Annotated in this window: 18 protein-coding genes; 7 read left to right on the top strand and 11 right to left on the bottom strand. The window is 73.1% G+C overall.

Translation table 11 applies throughout. The annotated features are described in order from the left end of the window. Positions 1 to 10 precede the first annotated feature (10 nt). From QZV97_RS08605 to QZV97_RS08585, 5 genes are read left to right on the top strand one after another with little or no spacing between them, the layout of a single operon-like run. Positions 11 to 1,648, top strand: coding sequence for an FAD-dependent oxidoreductase (locus QZV97_RS08605; protein WP_295641192.1), 1,638 nt, complete (start codon positions 11 to 13; stop codon positions 1,646 to 1,648). Positions 1,649 to 1,658: 10 nt separating this feature from the next. After that, positions 1,659 to 1,868 (top strand): DUF2783 domain-containing protein, encoded by a 210-nt coding sequence (locus QZV97_RS08600; protein ID WP_295641190.1) that lies wholly within the window; start codon positions 1,659 to 1,661, stop codon positions 1,866 to 1,868. Then, entirely contained in the window at positions 1,865 to 3,178 is a 1,314-nt protein-coding gene (gene hmgA, locus QZV97_RS08595) for a homogentisate 1,2-dioxygenase (protein ID WP_295641188.1), read from the top strand. Before QZV97_RS08600 ends, hmgA begins: the two co-directional genes overlap by 4 nt. Continuing rightward, the gene (locus QZV97_RS08590) at positions 3,175 to 3,618 is read left to right on the top strand and encodes a YeeE/YedE thiosulfate transporter family protein (protein WP_295641186.1); all 444 of its coding nucleotides are present in this window, start codon (positions 3,175 to 3,177) and stop codon (positions 3,616 to 3,618) included. The genes hmgA and QZV97_RS08590 overlap by 4 nt, the downstream gene beginning before the upstream one ends. A 13-nt stretch (positions 3,619 to 3,631) precedes the next feature. Next, entirely contained in the window at positions 3,632 to 4,054 is a 423-nt protein-coding gene (locus tag QZV97_RS08585) for a DUF6691 family protein (protein WP_295641184.1), read from the top strand. 30 nt (positions 4,055 to 4,084) lie between these two features. Here QZV97_RS08585 and QZV97_RS08580 read toward each other — a convergent pair whose 3' ends face one another. The 4 genes from QZV97_RS08580 to QZV97_RS08565 form a co-directional block, all read right to left on the bottom strand. Next, complete coding sequence (locus QZV97_RS08580; protein WP_295641182.1) at positions 4,085 to 5,818, bottom strand: M36 family metallopeptidase; 1,734 nt, start codon at positions 5,816 to 5,818, stop codon at positions 4,085 to 4,087. A 49-nt stretch (positions 5,819 to 5,867) separates the two neighbouring features. Next, the gene (locus QZV97_RS08575) at positions 5,868 to 8,180 is read right to left on the bottom strand and encodes a TonB-dependent receptor (RefSeq protein ID WP_295641180.1); all 2,313 of its coding nucleotides are present in this window, start codon (positions 8,178 to 8,180) and stop codon (positions 5,868 to 5,870) included. Positions 8,181 to 8,220: 40 nt separating this feature from the next. After that, the gene (locus QZV97_RS08570; protein ID WP_295641178.1) at positions 8,221 to 9,555 is read right to left on the bottom strand and encodes a PepSY domain-containing protein; all 1,335 of its coding nucleotides are present in this window, start codon (positions 9,553 to 9,555) and stop codon (positions 8,221 to 8,223) included. A gap of 87 nt (positions 9,556 to 9,642) precedes the next feature. Beyond that, positions 9,643 to 10,014, bottom strand: a complete 372-nt coding sequence (locus QZV97_RS08565) for a DUF2946 family protein (RefSeq protein ID WP_295641176.1) — start codon at positions 10,012 to 10,014, stop codon at positions 9,643 to 9,645. A gap of 43 nt (positions 10,015 to 10,057) precedes the next feature. Here QZV97_RS08565 and greB point away from each other — a divergent pair, with 43 nt between their 5' ends. Further along, positions 10,058 to 10,627 (top strand): transcription elongation factor GreB, encoded by a 570-nt coding sequence (greB, locus tag QZV97_RS08560; RefSeq protein ID WP_295641174.1) that lies wholly within the window; start codon positions 10,058 to 10,060, stop codon positions 10,625 to 10,627. Between the two features lie 287 nt (positions 10,628 to 10,914). Here the strand turns inward: greB and QZV97_RS08555 are convergent, their stop codons facing one another. The 3 genes from QZV97_RS08555 to QZV97_RS08545 form a co-directional block, all read right to left on the bottom strand. Beyond that, complete coding sequence (locus QZV97_RS08555) at positions 10,915 to 11,295, bottom strand: hypothetical protein (protein WP_295641171.1); 381 nt, start codon at positions 11,293 to 11,295, stop codon at positions 10,915 to 10,917. A 99-nt stretch (positions 11,296 to 11,394) separates the two neighbouring features. Then, positions 11,395 to 14,355 (bottom strand): serine/threonine-protein kinase, encoded by a 2,961-nt coding sequence (locus QZV97_RS08550; RefSeq protein ID WP_295641169.1) that lies wholly within the window; start codon positions 14,353 to 14,355, stop codon positions 11,395 to 11,397. Between the two features lie 51 nt (positions 14,356 to 14,406). Continuing rightward, the gene (locus QZV97_RS08545) at positions 14,407 to 14,979 is read right to left on the bottom strand and encodes an ECF-type sigma factor (protein ID WP_295641167.1); all 573 of its coding nucleotides are present in this window, start codon (positions 14,977 to 14,979) and stop codon (positions 14,407 to 14,409) included. Between the two features lie 102 nt (positions 14,980 to 15,081). On the opposite strand from QZV97_RS08545, the gene QZV97_RS08540 reads away from it, so the two are divergent. After that, positions 15,082 to 15,402, top strand: a complete 321-nt coding sequence (locus tag QZV97_RS08540; protein ID WP_295641165.1) for a hypothetical protein — start codon at positions 15,082 to 15,084, stop codon at positions 15,400 to 15,402. Between the two features lie 21 nt (positions 15,403 to 15,423). Here QZV97_RS08540 and QZV97_RS08535 read toward each other — a convergent pair whose 3' ends face one another. The 4 genes from QZV97_RS08535 to QZV97_RS08520 all read right to left on the bottom strand — a co-directional run. Next, positions 15,424 to 16,860, bottom strand: a complete 1,437-nt coding sequence (locus tag QZV97_RS08535) for a bifunctional diguanylate cyclase/phosphodiesterase (protein ID WP_295641163.1) — start codon at positions 16,858 to 16,860, stop codon at positions 15,424 to 15,426. Between the two features lie 69 nt (positions 16,861 to 16,929). After that, positions 16,930 to 17,907: a tripartite tricarboxylate transporter substrate binding protein gene (locus QZV97_RS08530; RefSeq protein WP_295641161.1), complete on the bottom strand. Its 978-nt coding sequence runs from the start codon at positions 17,905 to 17,907 to the stop codon at positions 16,930 to 16,932. Between the two features lie 30 nt (positions 17,908 to 17,937). Beyond that, positions 17,938 to 19,128, bottom strand: a complete 1,191-nt coding sequence (locus tag QZV97_RS08525) for a CaiB/BaiF CoA-transferase family protein (protein ID WP_295641159.1) — start codon at positions 19,126 to 19,128, stop codon at positions 17,938 to 17,940. A gap of 13 nt (positions 19,129 to 19,141) precedes the next feature. Beyond that, positions 19,142 to 20,978 (bottom strand): bifunctional (p)ppGpp synthetase/guanosine-3',5'-bis(diphosphate) 3'-pyrophosphohydrolase (locus tag QZV97_RS08520; protein ID WP_295641156.1); only part of this gene is annotated, 1,837 nt, incomplete at its 5' end.

Here is a 20,978-nt window from a genome sequence, read left to right as displayed (position 1 = left end):
GGGCACCGACGTGGATTACCAGCAAGTCGTCTTTCCCTACCGCCGCCACGCCGACCAGGACGCGGCGGCGCCGGCGCGCCATCCGGTCGTCGTCGTCGGCGCCGGGCCGGTCGGCCTGAGTCTGGCCATCGACCTGGCGCAGCGCGGCGTGCCGGTCGTGCTGCTGGACGACGGCGACCGCCTGTCCACCGGCTCGCGGGCCATCTGCTTCGCCAAGCGCACGCTCGAGATCTTCGACCGCCTGGGCTGCGGCCAGCGCGTGACGGCGCAGGGCGTGTCGTGGAATCTCGGTCGCGTCTTCCTGCGCGACGACCTGCTCTACGCCTTCGACCTGCTGCCCGAGTCCGGCCATGCGCGACCGGCCTTCGTGAACCTTCAGCAGTACGTCGTCGAGGGCTGCCTGGTCGAGCGGGCGATGGCGCTGCCGGCCGTGGACCTGCGCTGGAAGCACCGCCTCGCGGCCATCGAGCCCGGTCCGCAGCAGGTGGCACTGACGATAGCGACGCCCGACGGTGCCTACCGGCTGCTCGCCGACCGTGTGGTCGCCTGCGACGGCAGCCGCTCGACGACCCGCCGGCTGATGGGCCTGGAGAGCGAAGGCCGCGTGTTCCGCGACCGCTTCCTGATCGCCGACGTGAAGATGGACTACGACGGCCCGGCCGAGCGCTGGTTCTGGTTCGACCCGCCTTTCCATCCCGGGCAGAGCGTGCTGCTGCATCGCCAGCCCGGCAAGGTGTGGCGCATCGACTTCCAGCTCGGCTGGGACGCCGATCCCGACCAGGAGAAGCAGCCCGAGCGCATCGTCCCGCGGGTCCAGGCACTGCTGGCGCACTCGGCGATGAAGGACATCCCGTTCACGCTGGAGTGGGCCAGCGTCTACACCTTCGCCTGCCAGCGCATGGCCAGCTTCCGCCACGGCCGCGTGCTGTTCGCGGGCGACGCGGCCCACGGCGTGTCGCCCTTCGGCGCGCGCGGCGCCAACTCGGGCGTGCAGGATGCCGACAACCTGGGCTGGAAGCTCGCGCGCGTGGTGCAGGGCGAGGCCGGCGACGCGCTGCTCGACAGCTACGCCAGCGAGCGCGAGGCCGCGGCCGACGAGAACCTCCGTGCGTCGACGCGCTCGACCGACTTCATCACGCCCAAGAGCGCGGTGAGCCGGCTGTTCCGCGATGCCGTGCTGGCGCTGGCGCGCGAGCACGGCTTCGCGCGCACGCTGCTGAACAGCGGCCGGCTGTCGGTGCCGGCGACGCTGGAGGGCTCGCAGCTCAACAGCGCCGACGTCGATGCCTTCGCGGGTCGCCTGCGGCCGGGCGCCGTCGCGGCCGATGCGCCGCTGCAGCGCCCCGACGGCACGCCGACCTGGCTGCTGCGCGAGCTGGGCGAGGGCTTCACGCTGCTGAGCGCGGCGGGCGGCAACGACGAGCTGGTGCGGGATCTGCCGGTCCGCCATCTGGTCGTCGCGCCGGCCGATGCCCCGCCGTCACCTGCAAGCTGCATCGACGCCGAAGGCCTGGTCGCGCAGCGCTACGACCTGCAGCCCGGCAGCGCCTACCTGATCCGTCCCGACCAGCATGTGTGCGCGCGCTGGCGCCGACCGACGCGTGCTGCCGTCGAGGCGGCGCTGCGGCGTGCGCTCGGCACGCCCTGAAGGAGCCCCCATGCCGCTGATCACCGTCCCGCATCTCGAGGCACCCGACGACTTCTACGAAGCGCTGATCGACACCCACCGCGACCTGCCCGAGCCCGAGAGCCACGCCCTCAACGCGCGCCTCGTGCTGCTGCTGTCCAATCACATCGGCGAGCAGGCGGTGCTGCTGGAGGCGCTGCGCGCCGCGCGAGCGCCGGCCCAGGAAGGAAGCCAGCGATGACCCCCGACACCCCGAGCTACCAGAGCGGCTTCGGCAACGAGTTCGCCACCGAGGCGCTGCCCGGCGCGCTGCCCGTCGGCCGCAACTCGCCGCAGCGCTGCGCCTACGGCCTGTATGCCGAGCAGCTGAGCGGCACCGCCTTCACCGCGCCGCGCGCCGACAACCGCCGCAGCTGGCTCTACCGCATCCGCCCCGCGGCGATGCACCAGCCCTTCGAGCGCATGCCGGACGGCCGCATCGTCAGCGACTTCGCCGGTGTGCCGACGCCGCCCGACCAGCTGCGCTGGAACCCGCTGCCGATGCCGCAGGCACCCACCGACTTCGTCGAGGGCCTGGTCACGATGGCCGGCCAGGGTGACCCGCTGCTGCAGGCCGGCAACGCGGTGCACGTCTACGCCGCCAACCGCTCGATGCAGGGCCGCGCCTTCTACGACGCCGACGGCGAGCTGCTGATCGTGCCGCAGCAGGGGCGCCACCGCATCGTCACCGAGCTCGGCGTGATCGAGGCCGAGCCGCAGGAGATCGTCATCATCCCGCGCGGCGTGCGCTTCCGCGTCGAGTTGCCGGACGGGCCGATCCGCGGTTACGTCTGCGAGAACTACGGCGCGCCGCTGCGCCTGCCCGACCGCGGCCCGATCGGATCGAACGGCCTGGCCAATGCGCGCGACTTCCTGACGCCGGTGGCGGCCTACGAAGACATCGACGGCCCGCACGAACTGGTCGCCAAGTTCGGCGGCCGGCTGTGGCGCGCCGCGATGGACCACTCGCCGATGGACGTGGTGGCCTGGCACGGCAACCATGCGCCGTACAAGTACGACCTGCGGCGCTTCAACGCCATCGGCTCGATCAGCCACGACCATCCGGACCCGTCGATCTTCCTGGTGCTGCACAGCGCCTCCGACACGCCCGGCGTCAGCAGCCTCGACTTCGTGATCTTCCCGCCGCGCATCCTGGCGATGCAGGACACCTTCCGGCCGCCCTGGTTCCACCGCAACGTCGCCAGCGAGTTCATGGGCCTGGTGCACGGCGCCTACGACGCCAAGGCCGAGGGCTTCGTGCCCGGCGGTGCCAGCCTGCACAACTGCATGAGCGGCCACGGCCCCGATGCCGAGACCTTCGAGAAGGCCAGCCGCGCCGACCTGTCGAAGCCCGACGTGATCCGTGACACCATGGCCTTCATGTTCGAGACGCGGCATGTCTGGCGACCGACGCAGCACGCGCTGGACACCGCCGAGCGCCAGCGCGAGTACCAGCGCTGCTGGCAGGGCCTGAAGAAGCACTTCGACCCGACGAAGAAGGAACCGAGATGAGCGTCGACTGGGTGTCGTTCACGCCGTGGATGTCGCTGGCCGGCGGCGTGCTGATCGGCGTCGCCGCGGCGATCTACCTGCTGGGGCTGGGCCGCATCGCCGGCGTCGCCGGGCTGGTGGCGACATCGCTCGCCGCGCTGGTCGACGGGCGCAGCCTGCGGCCCGAGCTGCCGCGGCTGCTGTTCCTGCTGGGACTGCTGGTCGCCCCCTGGCTGTGGTGGATCGGCGAGCCGCTGCCGGTGGCCGCCGTCGACGTCGGCACCGGCGCCGTCGTCGCGGCCGGCCTGCTGGTCGGCGTTGGCGTGCGCATGGCCAACGGTTGCACCAGCGGGCATGGCATCTGCGGGCTGAGCCGGCTGTCGCTGCGCTCGCTCGTCAACGTGCTGGCCTTCATGGGCGCCGGCTTCGCGACGGTCTTCGTGCTGCGGCACGGGCTCTGAAGGAGGCGGCGACGTGGCTCACCTGATCGCACTGCTCAGCGGCATCGTCTTCGGCCTCGGGCTCATCCTGTCGGGCATGGCCAACCCGGCCAAGGTCAGGAACTTCCTCGACCTCGCCGGCGCCTGGGACCCGAGCCTGGTGATGGTGATGGCCGGCGCGATCGCGGTGGGCCTGGTCGCCTTCACCGTCGCGCGCCGCCGCACGCGATCATGGGTCGGCACGCCGATCGAGCTGCCCGTCAACCGCAGCATCGACGCGCGCCTGATCGGCGGCGGCCTGCTGTTCGGCATCGGCTGGGGCATCGCCGGCTTCTGCCCCGGCCCGGCCCTCGTCGCGCTCGGCCGCGGCATGCCCGAGGCGGTGTGGTTCGTCGGCGCGATGCTGGCCGGCATGCTGCTGCACGATCGAGTGCTCGTGCCGCGGCTCTCGCGCTAGTCGCCCCGGCGCGCCCCGGCGCGCCCCGGCTCAGCCCTCGAACCGGTCCCCCGCCCGCCGCCCCGGCCGCCGCGGGTCCGGCAGGATGCCGCGCTTCACGAACACCGCGGTGATCAGCTCGCGGTGCCGGCCGCCGAAGAGGCGCCGGTCGGCGGTCAGCATCGCGTTAGCCGCATCCTCGAAGCCCGCCCAGCGGTTGAGCAGGTGGTGGTGCGCGATCACCAGTTTCTCGGCATTGGCGCGGCCCAGTTCGTGGCGCAGCTCCCAGAGGCAGGCCGACCAGATCTCGCCGTCGTCGTGGACCTCGCCGGTGATGTCCTTGGGGTATTTCTTGTTGCTGTCCAGGCGCCGCAGGCAGGGGGGGTCGCCGGCGAAGGCGATGCAGTCCCAGCTGCAGATCGCCGGCCGCAGCCAGGCCGGCTTCCAGTCGGCGAAGTAGCTGGCGGCGAGGAAGTCGCCGAAGCCTTCGCCCATCGCCGCGCATTCGTCGCTCTCGCCGAAGCCGGGCAGCTGCGCGTCCTGGATCGCGTGCCCGTACTCGTGGAGGATGGTCTCGGCGTCCTCGGCATCGTCGACGCCGCCGGTGCCGAAGGACAGCTGCCTGTCGGTCGGGCTGTAGTACGAGTTGTCCTCGCGCTGGCCGGCCACGTCGACCGCGATGCCGCGGTGGAGTACGTTGTCGAAGCCCAGCGCCTGCAGATGGCGCTGCAGGCGGTCGATGTGGAAGTACACCATCGCCTCGGTGAAGCCGCGCTCGCCGCGCCTGAAGCGGAAGTCGCCGTTCGCGCGCCTGACGCGCCGCTTGGTCAGGCGCGTGCTGACGAAGTCGCCGTCGAGGAAGCCGCTGCCGTCCAGGCCGCGCAACTCGACCTCGCGGTAGGCGGTGGCCGGCACCGCGCGGCGGTTCGACAGCTCGGCGGTGTTGAGCGCGACCACCGGGTTCGGATCGAAGACGAGGGCGCGGCCGCTGGCGCGCTTGAGCAGGTTGCGGCGCCACAGCAGCGCGCCGCTGAAGGCGTCGAAGTACATCTTCCACTCGCGCGACGGCGGGCCGCTCTTCACGACCACCTTCCAGGTGAGACGCGGGTCGCCGTCGGTCGGGCGGTACAGCAGCTCGGGCGTGCCGATGACCTGCTTCTTCAGACCGCGCGCGGGCGCGATCGCGGCCAGCGCGCGGGCCTTGGCCTGGTCCCGCGTCAGCGCGCGGCCCTCGTCGCCGTGCAGGCGCGAGGCGCGCGTCGCACCGGCGCGGCGCGGGGCCAGCACCTGCAGCGGCACCAGGTCGTTCTGCAGGTTGTAGACGCGGCCGTCCTCGTCGAGGTCCACGCGCACCCAGGCTCCCGAGATCTGCGTGCGCCCGACATGCTGCTGGAACAGCACGTGGCGGCCCAGCACCGAGTGCCTGACCTGGTCGAACTTCAGGTCCGCGAGGTCGGCACCGATGCCCAGCAGCGGCGCCAGGCGCTTCAGCCAGCGCTCGGCGATGCGCCGCGGCGCGTCTTTCGAGGCGGGCGTCTGCAGCTCGAACAGTCGTCGTGCGACGCGCCGGCTGCGACTCATCTCGACGCGGCCCTGCGCGCCGGCAATGCCGCGCAGGCGTCGCACCGGCCGCGGCTTCAGGTCGCCGCGCGGTTCGTAGTGCAGCGTGCACACGCCGGCCTGGCCGGCCACGCGCGCCTGGCGCAGCACGCGGTAGCGGCCGCTGGACTCGACGGCGGCCTTCTCTTCCTCGAAGTCGGCGCACTGGATCTGCTTGGTCGGCATGGCCCGCTCCCAGCGCCATCGGCGCGCGGGAACATTGTGAGCCGCCGCCTCACAGGTCGAAGCGCAGCTCGGCGTGGAAAGTCCGTTGGGGGTAGGGATGGAAGGCCCAGTACTTCTCGTTGCCGAGGTTGTCGACGCCCAGGCTCAGCTGCCACTGCCGGTCGATGCGGAACTGCAGCCGCGCGTCGACCACGAAGTAGCGGCTGAAGCCCTGGTAGGCGAAGCCGTTGACGTCGCTGTTGTCGAGCTGGCCGTACTGCGTGCCGCTGTAGCGCGCGCCCAGGCTGCCGGACCAGCGGTCGTCGAAGGCATACAGCGCCCACACGCTGGCGCGCCACTCGGGCACGCGCGGCTGGCGCTTGCCGACGTAGGCCGGGTTGGCCGCGTTGCGGGTGATCGTCGAGTCGGCCCAGGTCAGGCTGGCGTTCAGGTCCAGGCCGCGCAGGCCGACGTTGCGCTGGTCGAAGGCGATCTCCAGCCCCGTGGTGCGGACGCGGTCGACGTTCTGCACGAAGGTGGTGTTGGTGGTGGCGTTGAGCTGGCTGTAGAGCGCGTCCTGCGTCAGCTCGTGGAACAGCGTCGTGCGCAGCAGGCCGTCGGCCAGTTCGCGCTCGGCGGTCAGCTCGGTGGTGTGCGACTTCTCCGGCTTGAGATTCGGGTCGTTCAGCGTCGCCTGGCCAGTGGTGGTGTTGATGCCGCCCTGGTAGAGCTCGCTCACCGTGGGCAGGCGCACCGTACGGCCGATCGAGGCCTTCAGCGTCCAGTCCTCGCTGGCCTGCCAGGCGAGCGCGGCCTTCGGCGAGACGTGGGTTTCGCGGCGCTCGGGGTAGTCCAGGCGGGCCGCGCCCACCACGCGCTGGCCGTTGTCGGCCTGCCAGCGCTCGACGCGCAGGCCCAGCACGCTGCGCCAGGCCGGCGCGAAGCGCCAGGCGTCCTGGGCCCACAGGCTGGTGAGCTGGGTGTCGCCGCGGAAGGCCGCCGCGGTCGCCGTGGGCGTGCCGCCGCGCCAGTCGCTGGTGGTCGACTCGAGCCGGCGCAGCTGGAAGGCGTCGCGCTGCAGGCCGAACTCGGCCACGTGCGCGCCGTCCGATCCCTCGGGGCGCCAGATGCCCTTGGCGGCCAGCGTGTTCCAGCCGGTGCCGGCCTGGTCGACGATGCGGCCGGCACCACCGTCGAAGGACCCCGGCGGCGCGACCGTCGGCGTGCGCACCTGGTCGCGCGCGTAGTCGTACAGGCTCGCGGCGAGCTGCCAGTCCCACGTGCCGCGCGTGTGGCTCTTGAGCGTGAGGCCGTGGGCAAGGTGCTCGAAGTCGCCGCGGCTGGGCGCGAAGAAGGCGGCCGGCAGCGTGTAGGCGCGGCCGTCGATGTTGACCGTGCCGCTGTAGACCGGGTTGCCGGCGGCGTCGCGCAGGAAGCTCTCGACGCGGCGCTCGGTGTCGTTGCCCCAGCGCGCGAGCGAGTAGCTGGCGCGCAGCGTCGGGCTCAGGTCCCAGGCGAGCTTGATGCGCGCCAGGTCCTGGCGCGTGTCGGTCTGCGCGGTCGAGCCGAGGTTCATCACCGGGTTGCCGAAGTGATCGCGACCCGGGACCGCGCCGCTCACCGGCGTGCCCGCACCGCTGGTGGCCGCCGGCACGGCCTGGCGCGCGATGACCAGCGGCTGGCCGTCGCTGTGCAGGCGGTTGAGGCTGAGCCACCACGCGAAGGCGCCGCTGCGGCTGCCCAGCGTGGCCATCGCGTTGCTGCCCGAGTAGCGGTCGTCGGTGCGGTAGAGCTTGTAGTCCTGCGTGAAGCCCTGCAGCTTGACGTGGGCCTCCAGGCGGTCGGGCATGCGCGTCACGTAGTCGACGATGGCGCCGGCCGAGTTGCCCGGATAGGCGGCCGAGAACGGGCCGTAGAGCACGTCGACGCGCTCGATCTCCTCGGGCGCGACCAGGCCCCAGCGCGGCGTGAACTCGGCGCCGTTGCCCAGCAGGTTGGACAGCAGGATGCCGTCGGCATAGACCAGCGAGCGCGCGCTGTTGCCGGTGCCCGAGGCGCGCGTCGCGAGCACCGCGTGGTCGTAGTCGCCGATGTGGCGCTTGCGCACGTTGAGGCTGGGCAGGTACTTCAGCGCGTCGGACGAATCGGTCGCGTTGACGCCGCGCTCGATCTTCTGCGCGCTCACGCCTTCGGTGGTGGTCGGGATCTCCAGCGGCAGCGTGCTGGGTCGCGAGCCGGTGACGGTGACGCGCTCGAGCACGCGCTCGTCGTGGGTGGCGACCCACAGCGGGGGCGAGGTCTCCTGGGCGCCGGCGACGCCGGACAGCAGCGGGAGCAGGGCGGCCGCGAGTCGCGTCGGCCGCAGGGGAGTCGTGGGGTTCATGTCGATGTCTTTCTTGATGATGCCGCGGCGAGCACCCGGCTCAAGCCGCGGCAGGAGGAGGAAGGCGCAGCCGCCGCGAAGCGGCCACGATCAGTTCGAGGGCGGCAAAGACCAGCACGCTGACGCCGAAGACCGGCAGGGCCCAGGCCAGCAAGGCGGCCAGCGCCCACAGTCCCACGGGTACCGAGCGCCATTGGGCAGCGCCGACCGGCGGTGCGCCCCAGCGGCCGGCCGGCCGCCGCAGCCACCACATCGAGACGCCGGACACCACCGAGAAGATGGCCGCCAGCGCGACGACGACCAGCAGCGCCTGGTTCCACCCGCCGAATTCGCCGCGATGCAGGGGGATGCCGATCGCCGTGGCGCGTGCCAGCAGCGGCAGCTCGTCCCAGCCGCTGCGGTAGAGCACGCGGCCGTCGCCGGCGTCGAGCGCCAGCGTCGCGCGAGCGGTGGGGCGGCTGCCGGCCTGCACGTCGATGCGCCACACGCCGTCGGGTGGGCGCGGCGGCGCCAGCAGCAGCGGCAGATCGGACGGCAGTTCGGCGCGGGCGCGCTCCAGGATGGCCTGCATGGCCAGCGGATCGGTGTCGCCACGTGCTGCCGAGCGCAAGTCGCGCGGCGGCTGCGGGCTGGACTGGTCGAGCGCGCGCTGCGCAGCGCGGAAGCGCTCGCCTGCCTGGCCCGACCACGTGAGCCCGGTCAGCAACACCACCGCCAGCAGCCCGCCCGCCACGATGCCGACCCGGGCGTGCCAGCGGCGCCAGCGCGCGCGGCCGCTGCCGCCCGCGAGCGGCCGGCGCGCCCACCACATCGCGACGCCGGTGGCCAGCATCAGCAGCATCCAGCTCGCCGCCAGCTCGATCGGCCAGCGCCAGGCCTGGCCCTGCAGGGCACTCGAGTGCAGCTTCTTGGCCCAGGTGCCGAAGCGCTCCATCTCGGCGAGGCTGCCGACGACGCGCGCCGTGGCCGGATCGACGTAGACGATGCGGCCGCGCGGCAGGCCGGGGTCGTGGCCGCCTGCGTGGCCGGCATGCGCACCGGGACCGGCGGGCGGGGCCAGCAGCACCTGGGTGGTGGCGCCGGGCGTGGGCGTGACGAGCACGCTGCGCACCGACCAACCGGGCTGCGCGGCACGCGCGGCGGCGACCTGAGCGTCGAGCTGTGCGATGCTCGTGCCGGCCGGCACGCGGTCGACACCGGCGTGCAGCCTCGCCTCGATCTGCGGCGTGAAGACGTAGAGCAGGCCGGTGAACGCGGCGAACAGCACCAGCGGCGCGGTCAGCAGACCGGCCCAGAAGTGCAGTCGCCAGAACACCCGCTGCAAGGCGGATCCGGCGCGCGAGGCGGGCGCACCGGGGGTGTCGATCTCGGACATGGCGGATCCTGAAGAGGCGGCGCCGGGCGGGCGCGCGCTGCGGTCACGGTCGTCGCGACGAAGCGCGAGCGGGCCGTGGGCGGGTCTTCAGGCGTGCGCGGGCGGACCTCGCGGCTGGGCGCGGAGCCAGGTCCCGGAGACCGGTGCCGCGACACGGACCGGGCGCCAGGTCGGCGTGGCCTCGACCGATGGAAACTGCACCGCGTGCTCGACCACCGGCAGGCCCGGCAGCGCGTCCTGCAGCGTGCAGAGCGGGCAGTGGTCGAGGTGGCCGGCGGCCTGGGTCGGCGTCGGGTCGGTCAGCGGCTTGACGCCGGTGCTCGAGCAGATCTCGGCCCAGGGCCCGCTGGCATCGCCGGCGGCCATCGCGCGCGACAGCGTCGGCAGCAGCGCGAGCGCCAGCGTCGCCACGAGGGCGAGGCGGGCGATCCAGGGCAGGCGATGGCGCACGGTCAGCACGGGCGCGACTGTAACGCGGCCACCGGGCGCCAAAATGGCAATCATGAACAAGGCTTTCACCAAGGAGAGCGACGGCGATGTCGACGACGGCGACGAGGACACCGGCCTGCCGCCGCTGCCCGCCGGCGGCAAGAACTACATCACGCCGGCCGGCTACGCGCGGTTGCGCGCCGAGCTGCTGGGGTTGATCGACGACGAGCGCCCCAAGGTCGTCGAGATCGTGTCCTGGGCCGCGAAGAACGGCGACCGCTCGGAGAACGGCGACTACCTCTACGGCAAGAAGCGCCTGCGCGAGATCGACCGCCGCATCCGCTTCCTGACCAAGCGGCTCGAGATCGCCGAGGTCGCCGACCCCAGCCTGCACCACGGCAACGACCAGATCTTCTTCGGCGCCACGGTCACCTACGCCACGACCGACGGCACGGAGCGCACGATCACGATCAAGGGCATCGACGAGGCCGACAACCTGCAGGGCGAGGTCAGCTGGGTGTCGCCGGTCGCGCGCGCGCTGCTGAAGGCGCGCGAAGGCGACGAGGTGACGCTGCAGACGCCGGCCGGGCCGCAACTGCTGGAGGTCGTGTCGGTGCGCTATCCGGAGCCGGCCTCGGGCTGAGCGCGCCGAAGCGCAGGCGCTTGACCACCGTCAGCGCGATCGTCAGGCCGCAGGCCAGCGCCGAGGCTGCGAACGACAGCGCCAGCAGGCCGTCGGCCGCCACCACGGCACCGTAGGCGACGCCCAGCAGGTTGGTCGCGGTCCAGATGCTCCAGGTCACCAGCGCGATGTCGCGTGCGCCGTCGGTGCTGCGCGCGACCGCCAGGATCTGCGGCACGAAGGACAGTGCCCGCAGGCTGTTGGCCAGCGCGAAGGCCGGCCCGATCCAGCTGAGGTCCGTCATCGCCTCATCCCTGGTAGTCGTGGACCGGCCCGCTCTCGCGCAGGCAGCCACCGACCCAGCCGTCGCTGCTGCCGACGGTCATGAGCAGCGGCTCGCCGCCCCCGGTGTCGAGGCCGAGCGCGATGGTCTGCCGCGCCGGCAGGCGCAAGGTGAAGATGCCGTCGCGGTCGCTGCTGCTGCGATCGAGCAGTCGACCATCGGTCGTGCGGGCCGACACGGGCACGCCGGCGCGCGGCGTCAGCCAGCCGGCCACGACGCAGCCGCGCAGCCGGACGGTCGCGGGCGCCGCCGTGGTTTCCGCGGGGGGCAGGAGATGGTCACCGCCACCGCAGGCGGTGTTCGACAGCAGGCAGGCCGCGATCGCGGCGTGGGACAGGTGCTTCATCTTGGGCTCCGGTTCGTCGAGGGATGCGCAGCCGATCACCGGCTGGCAGGTGGACGAACGGGGCGCCGGTGCCGAACCGGCCAGCGCGGACGATCGCTTCTAGGGAGAGGCGGCTGCCAGGAGCCGCCGCGTCTCCCGCAGCAGCTCGCGGTCGGCCGGTCGGCTGCTGCCGGCGAGCGCCGCTTCGGCGCGGCGTGCGGCCGCTGCCGCGTCGGCGTGCCGGCCGGAAGCGGCCAGCGCCCGGGCCAGCCACAGGCCGGCGGTGCCGGCATCGCGACGGCGCCCGTCGAAGCCGCTCCAGGTCGTCGCCGCGGCCGCGGCGGCAACCGCCGCCTCGACCGGCCGACCCAGCGCGAGCTGGGCACGCGCGACATCGAGATCGATCTCGGCCAGGTCGGGCGAGGCGGCGACCTGGATGCGCGCCAGCACCGCGCGCGAGGCCTGCAGGATCTGCAGCGCCTCGGCCGGCTGCCCGGACAGCAGCAGCGCGCGCGCCCGCTCGGCCTGCAGTCGCGCGCGCGCCCAGGGCGCGCCGGTGTAGAAGGCGGCGGCCTGTTCCAGCAGATCGGCGGCCTCGGCGTGGCGACCCTGCGCGGTGCGCAGGATGGCGAGCCGCCCGCGCACCATCGCGGCCTCGACCGGACTGCCGTGGGGCCGCGCCAGCACCGCGGCGAAGGCGGCCTCGGCCTCGTCGAGGCGGCCCAGGCGGGCCAGCACCAGGCCTTCGGCCGCGCGGGCGGCACGCGCATCGGCATGGTCCGCATCGAACAGCGCGACGTAGACGCGCATCGCCTCGCGCACCTCGGCCAGCGCCTCTTCGTAGGACCCGCCGAGCAACAGCGCGCCGGACAGGCTGGTGCGCGCCACCGCGACGGCGACCGAGCGACCCTCGGCCGCCGTGAGCTGGCGGATGCGCAGTTCCTCCCGGAAGCTGGCGATCGCGCCCCGCGGATCGCCGAGGCGGCGCTGCAGCACGCCCAGGTTCTTCAGATCGTCGGCGACGACCGGGTGATCGGGTCCGAGCATCTCGACGTGCAGGCGCGTGATCTCGACGAACTCGGCCACCGCGGCTGCGACCTCGTCGCCCTGGGCGCGCAGCATCGCGTGCTTGCTGCGGATCGTCAGGCCGAGTGCGGTGGGGCGGTCGCCGAACAGCTGCTGCGCCAGCGCATGGGCACGCGCCGCCGCGTCGAGCGCGCCGGGCTGCTGCGCCGTCTGCAGCAGCGCCGCGAGGATGTAGCAGGCGTCGACCTGCACCCGCAGGTCGACCGGCGCGCGCTGTCCGTCGGCGACCTGCACTGCCTCGCGGGCCAGGGCGATGGCGTCCTGCAGCCGGCCTTCGTGCGAGCGCAGCACGGCGCGTCCTCGCAACACCTCGGACAGCCGTGCGCGGTCGTCGCGCTGGCGGAATACGCGTTCGGCGGTTTCGAGCAGCGGCGCGGCCCGGCCCGGCTCGCGCGACTCCAGCAGCACCTGGCCGTACTGCGCGCGCGCGGTCGCCGCGACCGGATGCCCGTCGTCCAGCGCGGCCGCGCGCTGAGCGGCCTCGGCCAGCACCGTCTCGGCCAGGGCCGTCTCGCCGAGACCCGACAGCCCCGAGCCGATCGTCGTCAGCAGCTCGACGCGCACGGCCTCGTCGCGCAACGGCGCGGCGTCGAGCCGCCGGCGCGCCTGCCGCAGCAGCTCGACGCCGGTGGTGCGCCGGTCGCTGCCGGCGCCGGGGTCGGCGCCGCGGAAGATGTCGACGACGAACTGCTTGACCTCCTCGGCACGCGCGGCCTGCTCGCGCGCGTGCTGCGCCTGCCGCAGCGAGACGGTCGCGGCCGCGAGCAGCGCCACTGTCACCGTCGCCGCTGCCGTGACGGCGAGCCGGTGGCGAACGCCGAAGCGCCGGGCGCGATCGATCCACGACGGCGCCCGCGCAAGGACCGGCTCGCCGGCCAGATGGCGCTCGAGGTCCTGCGCGAACGCGGCGATCGTCGCGTAGCGCCCGGTCGGCGACCGGGCCAGCGCCTTCAGCACCACGGTGTCCAGGTCGCCGGCGAGCGCGCGTGCCAGGCGGGGCGCGCTGCTGCGGCGCGCCTCGGCGGCGGCGGCGTCGACGACGCTGCTCGGCCGCGGCGGGTCGACCGAGACGATGGCCTGCTCGAGCTGGGCCACCGAGTCGAGCTTCAGGCGGTAGGGCCGACGGCCGGCCAGCAGCTCGAACAGCACGACGCCCAGCGAGTAGATGTCGCTGGCGATCGTCAGTGGCCGGCCCTGGATCTGCTCGGGGCTCGCGTAGTCGGGCGTCAGCGCGCGGCCCGACAGTTCGGTGAGCTGGGTCTCGTGCGCCTGCTCGTCGTCGGCCAGCAGCTTGGCGATGCCGAAGTCGAGCAGGCGCACCCGGCCGTCGGCGCTGACCAGGATGTTGGATGGCTTCAGGTCGCGGTGGATCACCAGGTGCGCATGCGCGTACTGCACCGCCTCCAGCACCTGCGCGAACAGTGCCAGCCGCGCGCGCAGGTCCAGGCGCAGGCGGTCGCAGTGCGCACCGATCGCCTGGCCGTCGACGAACTCCATCGCCAGCCAGGGCAGACCGTCGCCGTCGACGCCGGCGTCGTAGAGCCGCGCGATGTGCGGGTGCTCCAGCCGCGCCAGGATGTCGCGCTCGCGCACGAAGCGCAGCGCGAGGTCGCGGCGCAGGCGACTGAGTCGCGGCAGCTTGAGGGCGACGTCGCGCGAGAACGCGCCGTCGGCGCGCTCGGCCAGCCAGACGTCGGCCATGCCGCCGCTGCCCAGCTCGCGCAGCAGGCGGTACGGACCGATGCGCGCGCCCGGCCGCAGCGTGTCGTGATCGGCCGGCGCCGGCGGATGGCCATCGAGCGTCGGCAGGCGGGCCAGCAGGTCGGTCGTCTCGCTCGTCGCGTGCGCGGCAAGCAGGCGGTGCAGCGCGGGCGCCAGGTCCGGGTGGGTGCGCGCCTGCCGGGCCAGCCAGGCCGCGCGCGCGCCGGCGTCGAGGTCGAAGGCCTCGTCGAGCAGGGCCGACAGGCGGGGCCAGTGCGTGGCGGTGATGTCCATGAATCTCTGATCCACGTACGCAAACGAGCGCCAGAACCGGCCAGCCGCGCGTCACTCCTGCAGCGAGGCGAGCAGGAAGCTGCGGGCCTTGTCCCACTGGCGCCGCACCGTGCGCTCCGAGCTGCCCAGCAGTTCGGCGATCTCGGTCTCGCTGTAGCCGGCGAAATAGCGCATCTCGACGACGCGCGCCAGCCCGGCATCGACCGCCTCCAGCGCCAGCAGCGCGTCGTTGATGCGCACCAGCGTGGTCTCGCCGGACGGTCCGCCGAGGCGCTCGCCCAGCGCCGTGTCCAGCGCCAGCGGCGCGACGCCGCCGCCGCGGCGCTCGGCCAGCTGCTCGCGCGCGAAGTCCACGATGATGTGGCGCATCGTCTTGGCGGCGTAGGCGAAGAAGTGCTTGCGGTCGTTGAGCACCAGCTGCGCGGCGTCGACCAGCCGCAGGAAGGTCTCGTGGACCAGGCTGGTGGTGTCGAGCAGCGCGTCGTCGCGCTGCGTGCGCAGCCGGCCGTGGGCGATGCGGCGCAGTTCGGGGTAGAGCAGCGCGAACACGCGATCGAGCGCACCGCGCTCGCCTTGCGCAGCGAGGACCAGCCATTGCGTCAGCGGGACGTCGGGGTCCGGCACGAGCGGCGCCTTGCGGAGCCTGGAGGGGCTCCTCGGCGCCGATCTTGCCCGGTTTCGGTGGACCGGCGGCGCTACAGTCGTGGGACGGACCGATACCTGCCGATGAACCGCCTTCCCGTCACCATCCTCCCCTTGCTGCTGGGCCTGGCCTGGCCCGTCGTGCAGGCGCACGACGCGCCGGCGCCGGCCGGTGCGGCCGCGTCGACCGCGGCCCGCACCGGGCAGGCGGTGAAGCGCGGTGCCCAGAAGACCGGTGCCGCCATCGAGCGCGGCGTGCAGCGCGGTGCGCAGGCCACCGGCCGCGCCCTGAACAAGGCCGGCAAGGCCGTGCAGAAGGGTGCCGAGAAGACCGGCGAGGTGGTCGAGCGCGGCGCCGACAAGGTGAAGTCGGCGGTCGCGCCGGCGGCGTCGGGCGCGCGTTGAGGCGCGGCGCGTGCGCCGGCGTCAGCGCCCGGCGGGCAGTTCGGCCGGCTTGGTCTCCTCGAACAGCGAGGGCCTGAAGACGCCGTCATGGGCCGGGCCGTCGTCGTCGGCCCACAGCGCCAGCGCCTGGGCCGTCATCGGCTTGGCGAACAGGTAGCCCTGCAGTTCGTCGCAGCCCATCTCGACCAGCACGTCGCGCTGGGCCTCGGTCTCGACGCCCTCGGCCACCACGTGCAGTTCCAGCGAGTGCGCCATCTGCACGATGGCGCGCGCGATCGCGCGGGCATCGGCGCTGGTGGCCAGGTCGGACACGAAGGCGCGGTCGATCTTCAGCTCGGCGGCCGGCAGGCGGCGCAGCGAGGCGAGGCTGGAATGGCCGGTCCCGAAGTCGTCGATCGAGACGTGCACGCCGACGCGCCGCAGGTGCTCGAAGGCCTGCTGCGTGGCGCGCGTGTCCTCCATCGCGACCGATTCGGTGATCTCGCAGGTGAAGCGCGCGGGCGGGATGCCGTGGCGCCTGAGGGCCTGCTCGATGCGCTCGGCGAAGTCGTCCTGCCGCATCTGGTAGCCCGACAGGTTGACCGCGACGCGCATGCGCAGCCCCTGCTGGCGCCACGCCGCGGCCTGGCGACAGGCGGCCTCGATGACCCAGTTGCCGATCGGGCCGATCAGGCCGTAGCGCTCGGCCACCGGGATGAAGACCGCCGGGCTCACCATGCCGCGCTGCGGGTGGTGCCAGCGCAGCAGCGCCTCGGCGGCGGTGATCTGCAGGCTGCGGGCGTCGACCTTGGGCTGGAAGTAGAGCTCGAACTGCTGGCGCTCCAGGGCGGCCCGCAGGTCGTGGACCAGGTCGGCCTGCTCGCGCAGGTCGGTGCCCATCTGGACGCTGTATTCGGCGTGCGCGGCGCCGCCGGCCAGCTTGACGCTGCGCATCGCCAGCGAGGCGTGGCTCAGCAGCCGGGGCCGCGAACCGTGCGTCGGATAGGCGGCGATGCCGATCGAGCAGGTCAGGCGCATCTCGCGTCCCTCGACGCTGTGCGGGCGCCCGAGGCTCGCGGCGATCGAGGCGGCGGCTGCGTGGCCGGCGGGCAGGTCGCCGGGCACGATCAGCGCGAACTCGTCGGCGGCGATGCGGCCCGCCACGGCCCTGGGGCCGGCGCTCGCCGGCAGGTCCCGCGCGACCTCGGCCAGCAGCCGGTCGCCGGCTTCGTGGCCGCAGGCGTCGTTGACGAGCCGGAAGTTGTCGATGTCCACGTAGAGCACGCAGAAGCGCTGCCCCTTGCGGTCGGCGTCCAGTGCGGCGTCGTCGAGCGAGAGGTCGAACTCCGCGCGGCTCAGCAGCCCCGTGACCCGGTCGCGCCGCGCGTCGTGGGGCGCGGTGGCCGGGCGTTCGGCGTCCCGCCGCCGCCCCAGCAGGGACGAGGCGGCCCGCAGCAGGGGGCTCAGAGGACTCGGCATCTCCGGCTTATCGGCCTCCCGGCCGCCGGGTTGAGGGCGGCCGGACCCGCAGGCCGCCCGGCCGCAGGCTCAGTCGGCGGTGATGCCCGCGGTGCGGATCACCTTGGCCCAGTACTCGGTGTCGCGCTTCACCAGGTCGGCCAGCTGGGCCGGCGGCAGGTAGCGGATCTCGACGCCGGCGGTGGCGGCGCGCTGGCGGGACTCGGGCGACTCGAGCACCTTCCTGATCTCGCCGCTGAGCTTGTCGACCACGTCCTGCGGCGTGCCCCTGGGTGCGAACAGCCCGACCCAGGCCTCGAGCTCGAAGCCGGGCAGGCCGGCCTCGGCGCTGGTGGGCACCGTCGGCATCTGGTCGTAGCGCTTGCCGCTGGCGATCGCCAGGGCCTTGAGCTTGCCGGCCTGCACGTGGCCCATCACCGACGGCGGCGTGGTGATGAAGAGATGCACCTCGCCGGCCAGCACGTCCTTGATCGCCGCGCCCGAGCCGGAGTAGGGCAGGTGGACGATGTGGGTGCCGGTCTGCTGCTTGAACATCTCGGTGCCGATGTGCGCCAGCGAGCCCTTGCCTTGCGAGGCGTAGTTCAGCTTGCCCGGGTTCTTCTTCGCGTAGGCGATGAACTCGGCCAGGTTGTTGGCCGGCACCGAGGGGTGCATCGCGATCACGTTGGTCGCGACCGTCAACAGCGCGACCGGCACGAAGTCCTTCTGGTCCCAGGGCAGCTTCGCGCTCAGCGAAGGGTTGCCGGTGTGATAGGCCGAGTACGAGATCAGCAGCGTGTAGCCGTCCGGTGCGGCGCGCGCGACGTGGCCGTAGGCGACGTTGCCGCTGGCGCCGCCGCGGTTGTCGATGACCACCGGGAAGGGCAGCGCCTTGCCCAGCGGGTCGCCGACCAGGCGCGCCGAGGTGTCGACCACGCCGCCCGGCGGGTTGGGCACGATGAAGGTGATGGGTTTGGTCGGGTAGCCCTGGGCCAGCGCGGTGGTCGACAGCGCGAGGCCGGCGAGGGATGAGGCGAGCGTGGCGGCGAGTCGGCGGATCGGGGTCATGGTGTCTCCGTGGGTGTTCTTGTCGTTGGTTCAGTTCACGATGCCGCGCTCGCGCAGGGCCGCGATCTGATCGTCGCTGAGCCCGATCTCGCGCAGCACCGCGTCGCTGTGCTCGCCGATGCGCGGCGCGCGCCGATGCACCGCACCGGGCGTGGCCGACAGCCGCGGCACGATGCCCGGCACCGCGATCGTGCCGCCGGCCAGCGCGGGGATGCGCTCGAGGTTGCCGCGCGCGGCGTAGTGCGCTTCCTGCGCCAGGTCGGCGATGGTGTAGATGCGGCTCGCCGGTACCTCGGCCGCGGCCATCGCGGCCAGCACGTCGTCGATGCCGCGTTGCGCGGTCCAGGCGCCGATCGCGGCGTCGAGCCCGGTCGCGCGCGCGGCGCGGCCGTCGTTGCGCGCCAGGCCGGGATCGTCGGCGAGATCGGCACGGCCGATCGCCAGCATCAGCCGCCGGAAGATGCTGTCGCCGTTGCCGGAGATCAGCACGAAGCGGCCGTCGGCGCAGGCATAGGCGTTCGACGGCGCGATGCCGGGCAGCGCGCCGCCGGCCGGCTCGCGCACGTCGCCGAAGGCGTCGTACTCCGGGGCAAGGCTCTCGGTCAGGTTGAACATCGCCTCGTAGAGCGCCAGGTCGATCATCTGGCCCTCGCCGCCGCGCGCGTCGCGCTGGTACAGCGCCAGCAGCACGCCGTAGGCGCCGGTCAGGCCGGCGATGGTGTCGCCCAGCGAGACGCCGGCGCGCACCGGCGGCCGGCCGGGTTCGCCGTTCAGGTGACGCAGCCCGGCGTAGGCCTCGGCCACCGCCGCGAAACCCGGCTCGCCGGCGCGCGGGCCGGTCTGGCCGAAGCCCGACAGCCGCAGCATCACCAGCCGCGGGTTCAGCGCGTGCAGCGCCTCCCAGCCCAGCCCCCAGGACTCCAGCGTGCCGGGACGGAAGTTCTCGACCAGCACATCGGCGTCGCGCAGCAGTTCGCGCACGGCGGCCTGGGCCTCGGGGCGGCGCAGGTCGAGCGCGACCGACTCCTTGTTGCGCGACTGCGCGTCCCACCACACCGACGTGCCGTCCTTCAGCTTGCGCCAGGTGCGCAGCGGGTCGCCGCCCTTGGGCGGCTCGATCTTGACGACCCGTGCGCCGAAGTCGGCCAGGGTCTTGGCCGCGAAGGGCCCGGCGATCAGCTGGCCGAGCTCGACGACCTTGATGCCTTCGAGGACCTGCACGCTGCCGTCGAGCTCAGGGCTTGACTCGGGCGACCTTGAGCACGGGCGGCGCGCGGCGCAACGCGCGCAGCGTGTCGGCCAGGTGCTGGCGGTCGCGCACGGCCAGCAGCAGGCGCAGCTCGGTGGTCTCGCTGGCGCGCTCGTCGGCCATGTCGATGTGGACGATGTCGGCCTCGGCGCCGCTCACCGCGGCCGCCACCTGGGCCAGCACGCCCTTGCCGTTGTTGACCAGCACGGTGACCGCGGTCTCGAAGCTGCGCTGCGGCGTCTCGGACCATTCGACGGTGATCCAGGGCTCGCTGTCGCGGCCGAACAGGCGCTGCGCGGTGCTGCACTCGGCGGTGTGCACCATCAGGCCCTCGCCGCGCCCGAGGTAGCCGACGATCGCATCGCCCGGCACCGGGCGGCAGCAGTCGGCCAGCTGCACGGTCGCGCCCTCGCTGCCGTCGATGACCACGGTGCCGTGCGAGGGCAGGCCGTCGTCGGCGGCGGCGAAGCGGCCCATGGTCAGCGTCAGCGCGTCGGGCCGCGCGCCGCGCTCGGCCAGCAGCGCGGCCAGCCGCTTGGCGACGATGCTGGGGATCTTCTTGCCCAGGCCGATCTCGACCATCAGCTCGTCGCGCTTCTTGGTGCCGCTCCAGCGCAGCAGCGCCTGCCAGACCGCGCCGTCGGTGTCGGCCGAGGTCTCGTCGCCGGGCGGCAGGGCCAGGCCTTCGGCACGGATCGCCTGGGCCAGCAGCTTCTCGCCGAGCGAGAGCGACTCCTCGGCCTCCATGTTCTTGAGGTAGTGGCGGATGCGCGAGCGCGCGCGTCCGGTGCGCACGAAGTTCAGCCACGCCGGGTTGGGCCGCGCGCTGGGCGCGGTGACGATCTCGACCGTGTCGCCGCTGCCCAGCGGCGTGCGCAGCGGGGCGGCCTCGCCGTTGATCTTGGCGCCGATGCAGTGGTCGCCGACGTCGCTGTGGATCGCATAGGCAAAGTCGACCGGCGTCGCGCCCTTGGGCAGCGCCAGGATCTTGCTCTGCGGCGTGAAGACGTAGACCGAGTCGGGGAAGAGGTCGATCTTCACGTGCTCGAGGAACTCGGTCGAGTCGCGCGTCTCGTCCTGGATGTCCAGCAGCGACTGCAGCCACAAGGCGCCCAGGTGCTGCGCGTCGGTGCTGCCGTGGGCCTTGTACAGCCAGTGCGCGGCGATGCCCTTCTCGGCCACCAGGTGCATGGGCTCGGTGCGGATCTGGAACTCGACCGACGTGCCCAGCGGGCTGACCAGCGTGGTGTGCAGCGACTGGTAGCCGTTGGCCTTGGGGATCGCGATGTAGTCCTTGAAGCGCCCCGGCACCGGCTTGTACAGCTGGTGCAGCACGCCCAGCGCGAGGTAGCACTCGGGCAGCGTGCGAACGACGATGCGGAAGCCGAAGATGTCGCTGACTTGGGCGAAGCTCAGGTGCTTGTCGTCCATCTTGTGATAGATCGAGTACAGCGTCTTCTCGCGGCCCGAGATCTGCACCGGCAGCTTGGCCTCCTTGAAGGACTTCTCGACATCGCGCTGCACGCGCTCGACGATGTCGCGCCGCGTGCCGCGGGCCCGCACCAGGGCCTTGCTCAGCGCCGCGTGGCGCCAGGGCTTCAGGTGCTGGAAGGACAGCTCCTGGAGCTCGCGGTAGGTCTCGTTCAGGCCCAGGCGGTGGGCGATGGGCGCGTAGATCTCGATCGTCTCGCGCGCGATGCGGCTGCGCTTGACCGGCAGCACTGCGTCCATCGTGCGCATGTTGTGCAGGCGGTCGGCGAGCTTGATCAGGATCACGCGCACGTCGCGCGCCATCGCCAGCAGCATCTTGCGGAAGCTCTCG

The sequence above is a fragment of the uncultured Methylibium sp. genome, assembly GCF_902826655.1.
In the GTDB taxonomy this organism is placed as follows: Bacteria; Pseudomonadota; Gammaproteobacteria; order Burkholderiales; family Burkholderiaceae_C; genus Methylibium.
The sequence above is the reverse complement of the archived record's forward strand: the minus strand, read 5'-3'. Positions and strand labels throughout refer to the sequence as shown.

Excerpts from the sequence above, each read along its gene's own strand:
- QZV97_RS08600 (WP_295641190.1), top strand. The coding sequence starts at position 1,659 with ATGCCGCTGATCACCGTCCCGCATCTCGAGGCACCCGACGACTTCTAC.
- hmgA (WP_295641188.1), top strand. The coding sequence starts at position 1,865 with ATGACCCCCGACACCCCGAGCTACCAGAGCGGCTTCGGCAACGAGTTC.
- QZV97_RS08590 (WP_295641186.1), top strand. The coding sequence starts at position 3,175 with ATGAGCGTCGACTGGGTGTCGTTCACGCCGTGGATGTCGCTGGCCGGC.
- QZV97_RS08580 (WP_295641182.1), bottom strand. The coding sequence starts at position 5,818 with ATGCCGACCAAGCAGATCCAGTGCGCCGACTTCGAGGAAGAGAAGGCC.
- QZV97_RS08575 (WP_295641180.1), bottom strand. The coding sequence starts at position 8,180 with ATGAACCCCACGACTCCCCTGCGGCCGACGCGACTCGCGGCCGCCCTG.
- QZV97_RS08570 (WP_295641178.1), bottom strand. The coding sequence starts at position 9,555 with ATGTCCGAGATCGACACCCCCGGTGCGCCCGCCTCGCGCGCCGGATCC.
- greB (WP_295641174.1), top strand. The coding sequence starts at position 10,058 with ATGAACAAGGCTTTCACCAAGGAGAGCGACGGCGATGTCGACGACGGC.
- QZV97_RS08555 (WP_295641171.1), bottom strand. The coding sequence starts at position 11,295 with ATGAAGCACCTGTCCCACGCCGCGATCGCGGCCTGCCTGCTGTCGAAC.
- QZV97_RS08550 (WP_295641169.1), bottom strand. The coding sequence starts at position 14,355 with ATGGACATCACCGCCACGCACTGGCCCCGCCTGTCGGCCCTGCTCGAC.
- QZV97_RS08540 (WP_295641165.1), top strand. The coding sequence starts at position 15,082 with ATGAACCGCCTTCCCGTCACCATCCTCCCCTTGCTGCTGGGCCTGGCC.
- QZV97_RS08535 (WP_295641163.1), bottom strand. The coding sequence starts at position 16,860 with ATGCCGAGTCCTCTGAGCCCCCTGCTGCGGGCCGCCTCGTCCCTGCTG.
- QZV97_RS08530 (WP_295641161.1), bottom strand. The coding sequence starts at position 17,907 with ATGACCCCGATCCGCCGACTCGCCGCCACGCTCGCCTCATCCCTCGCC.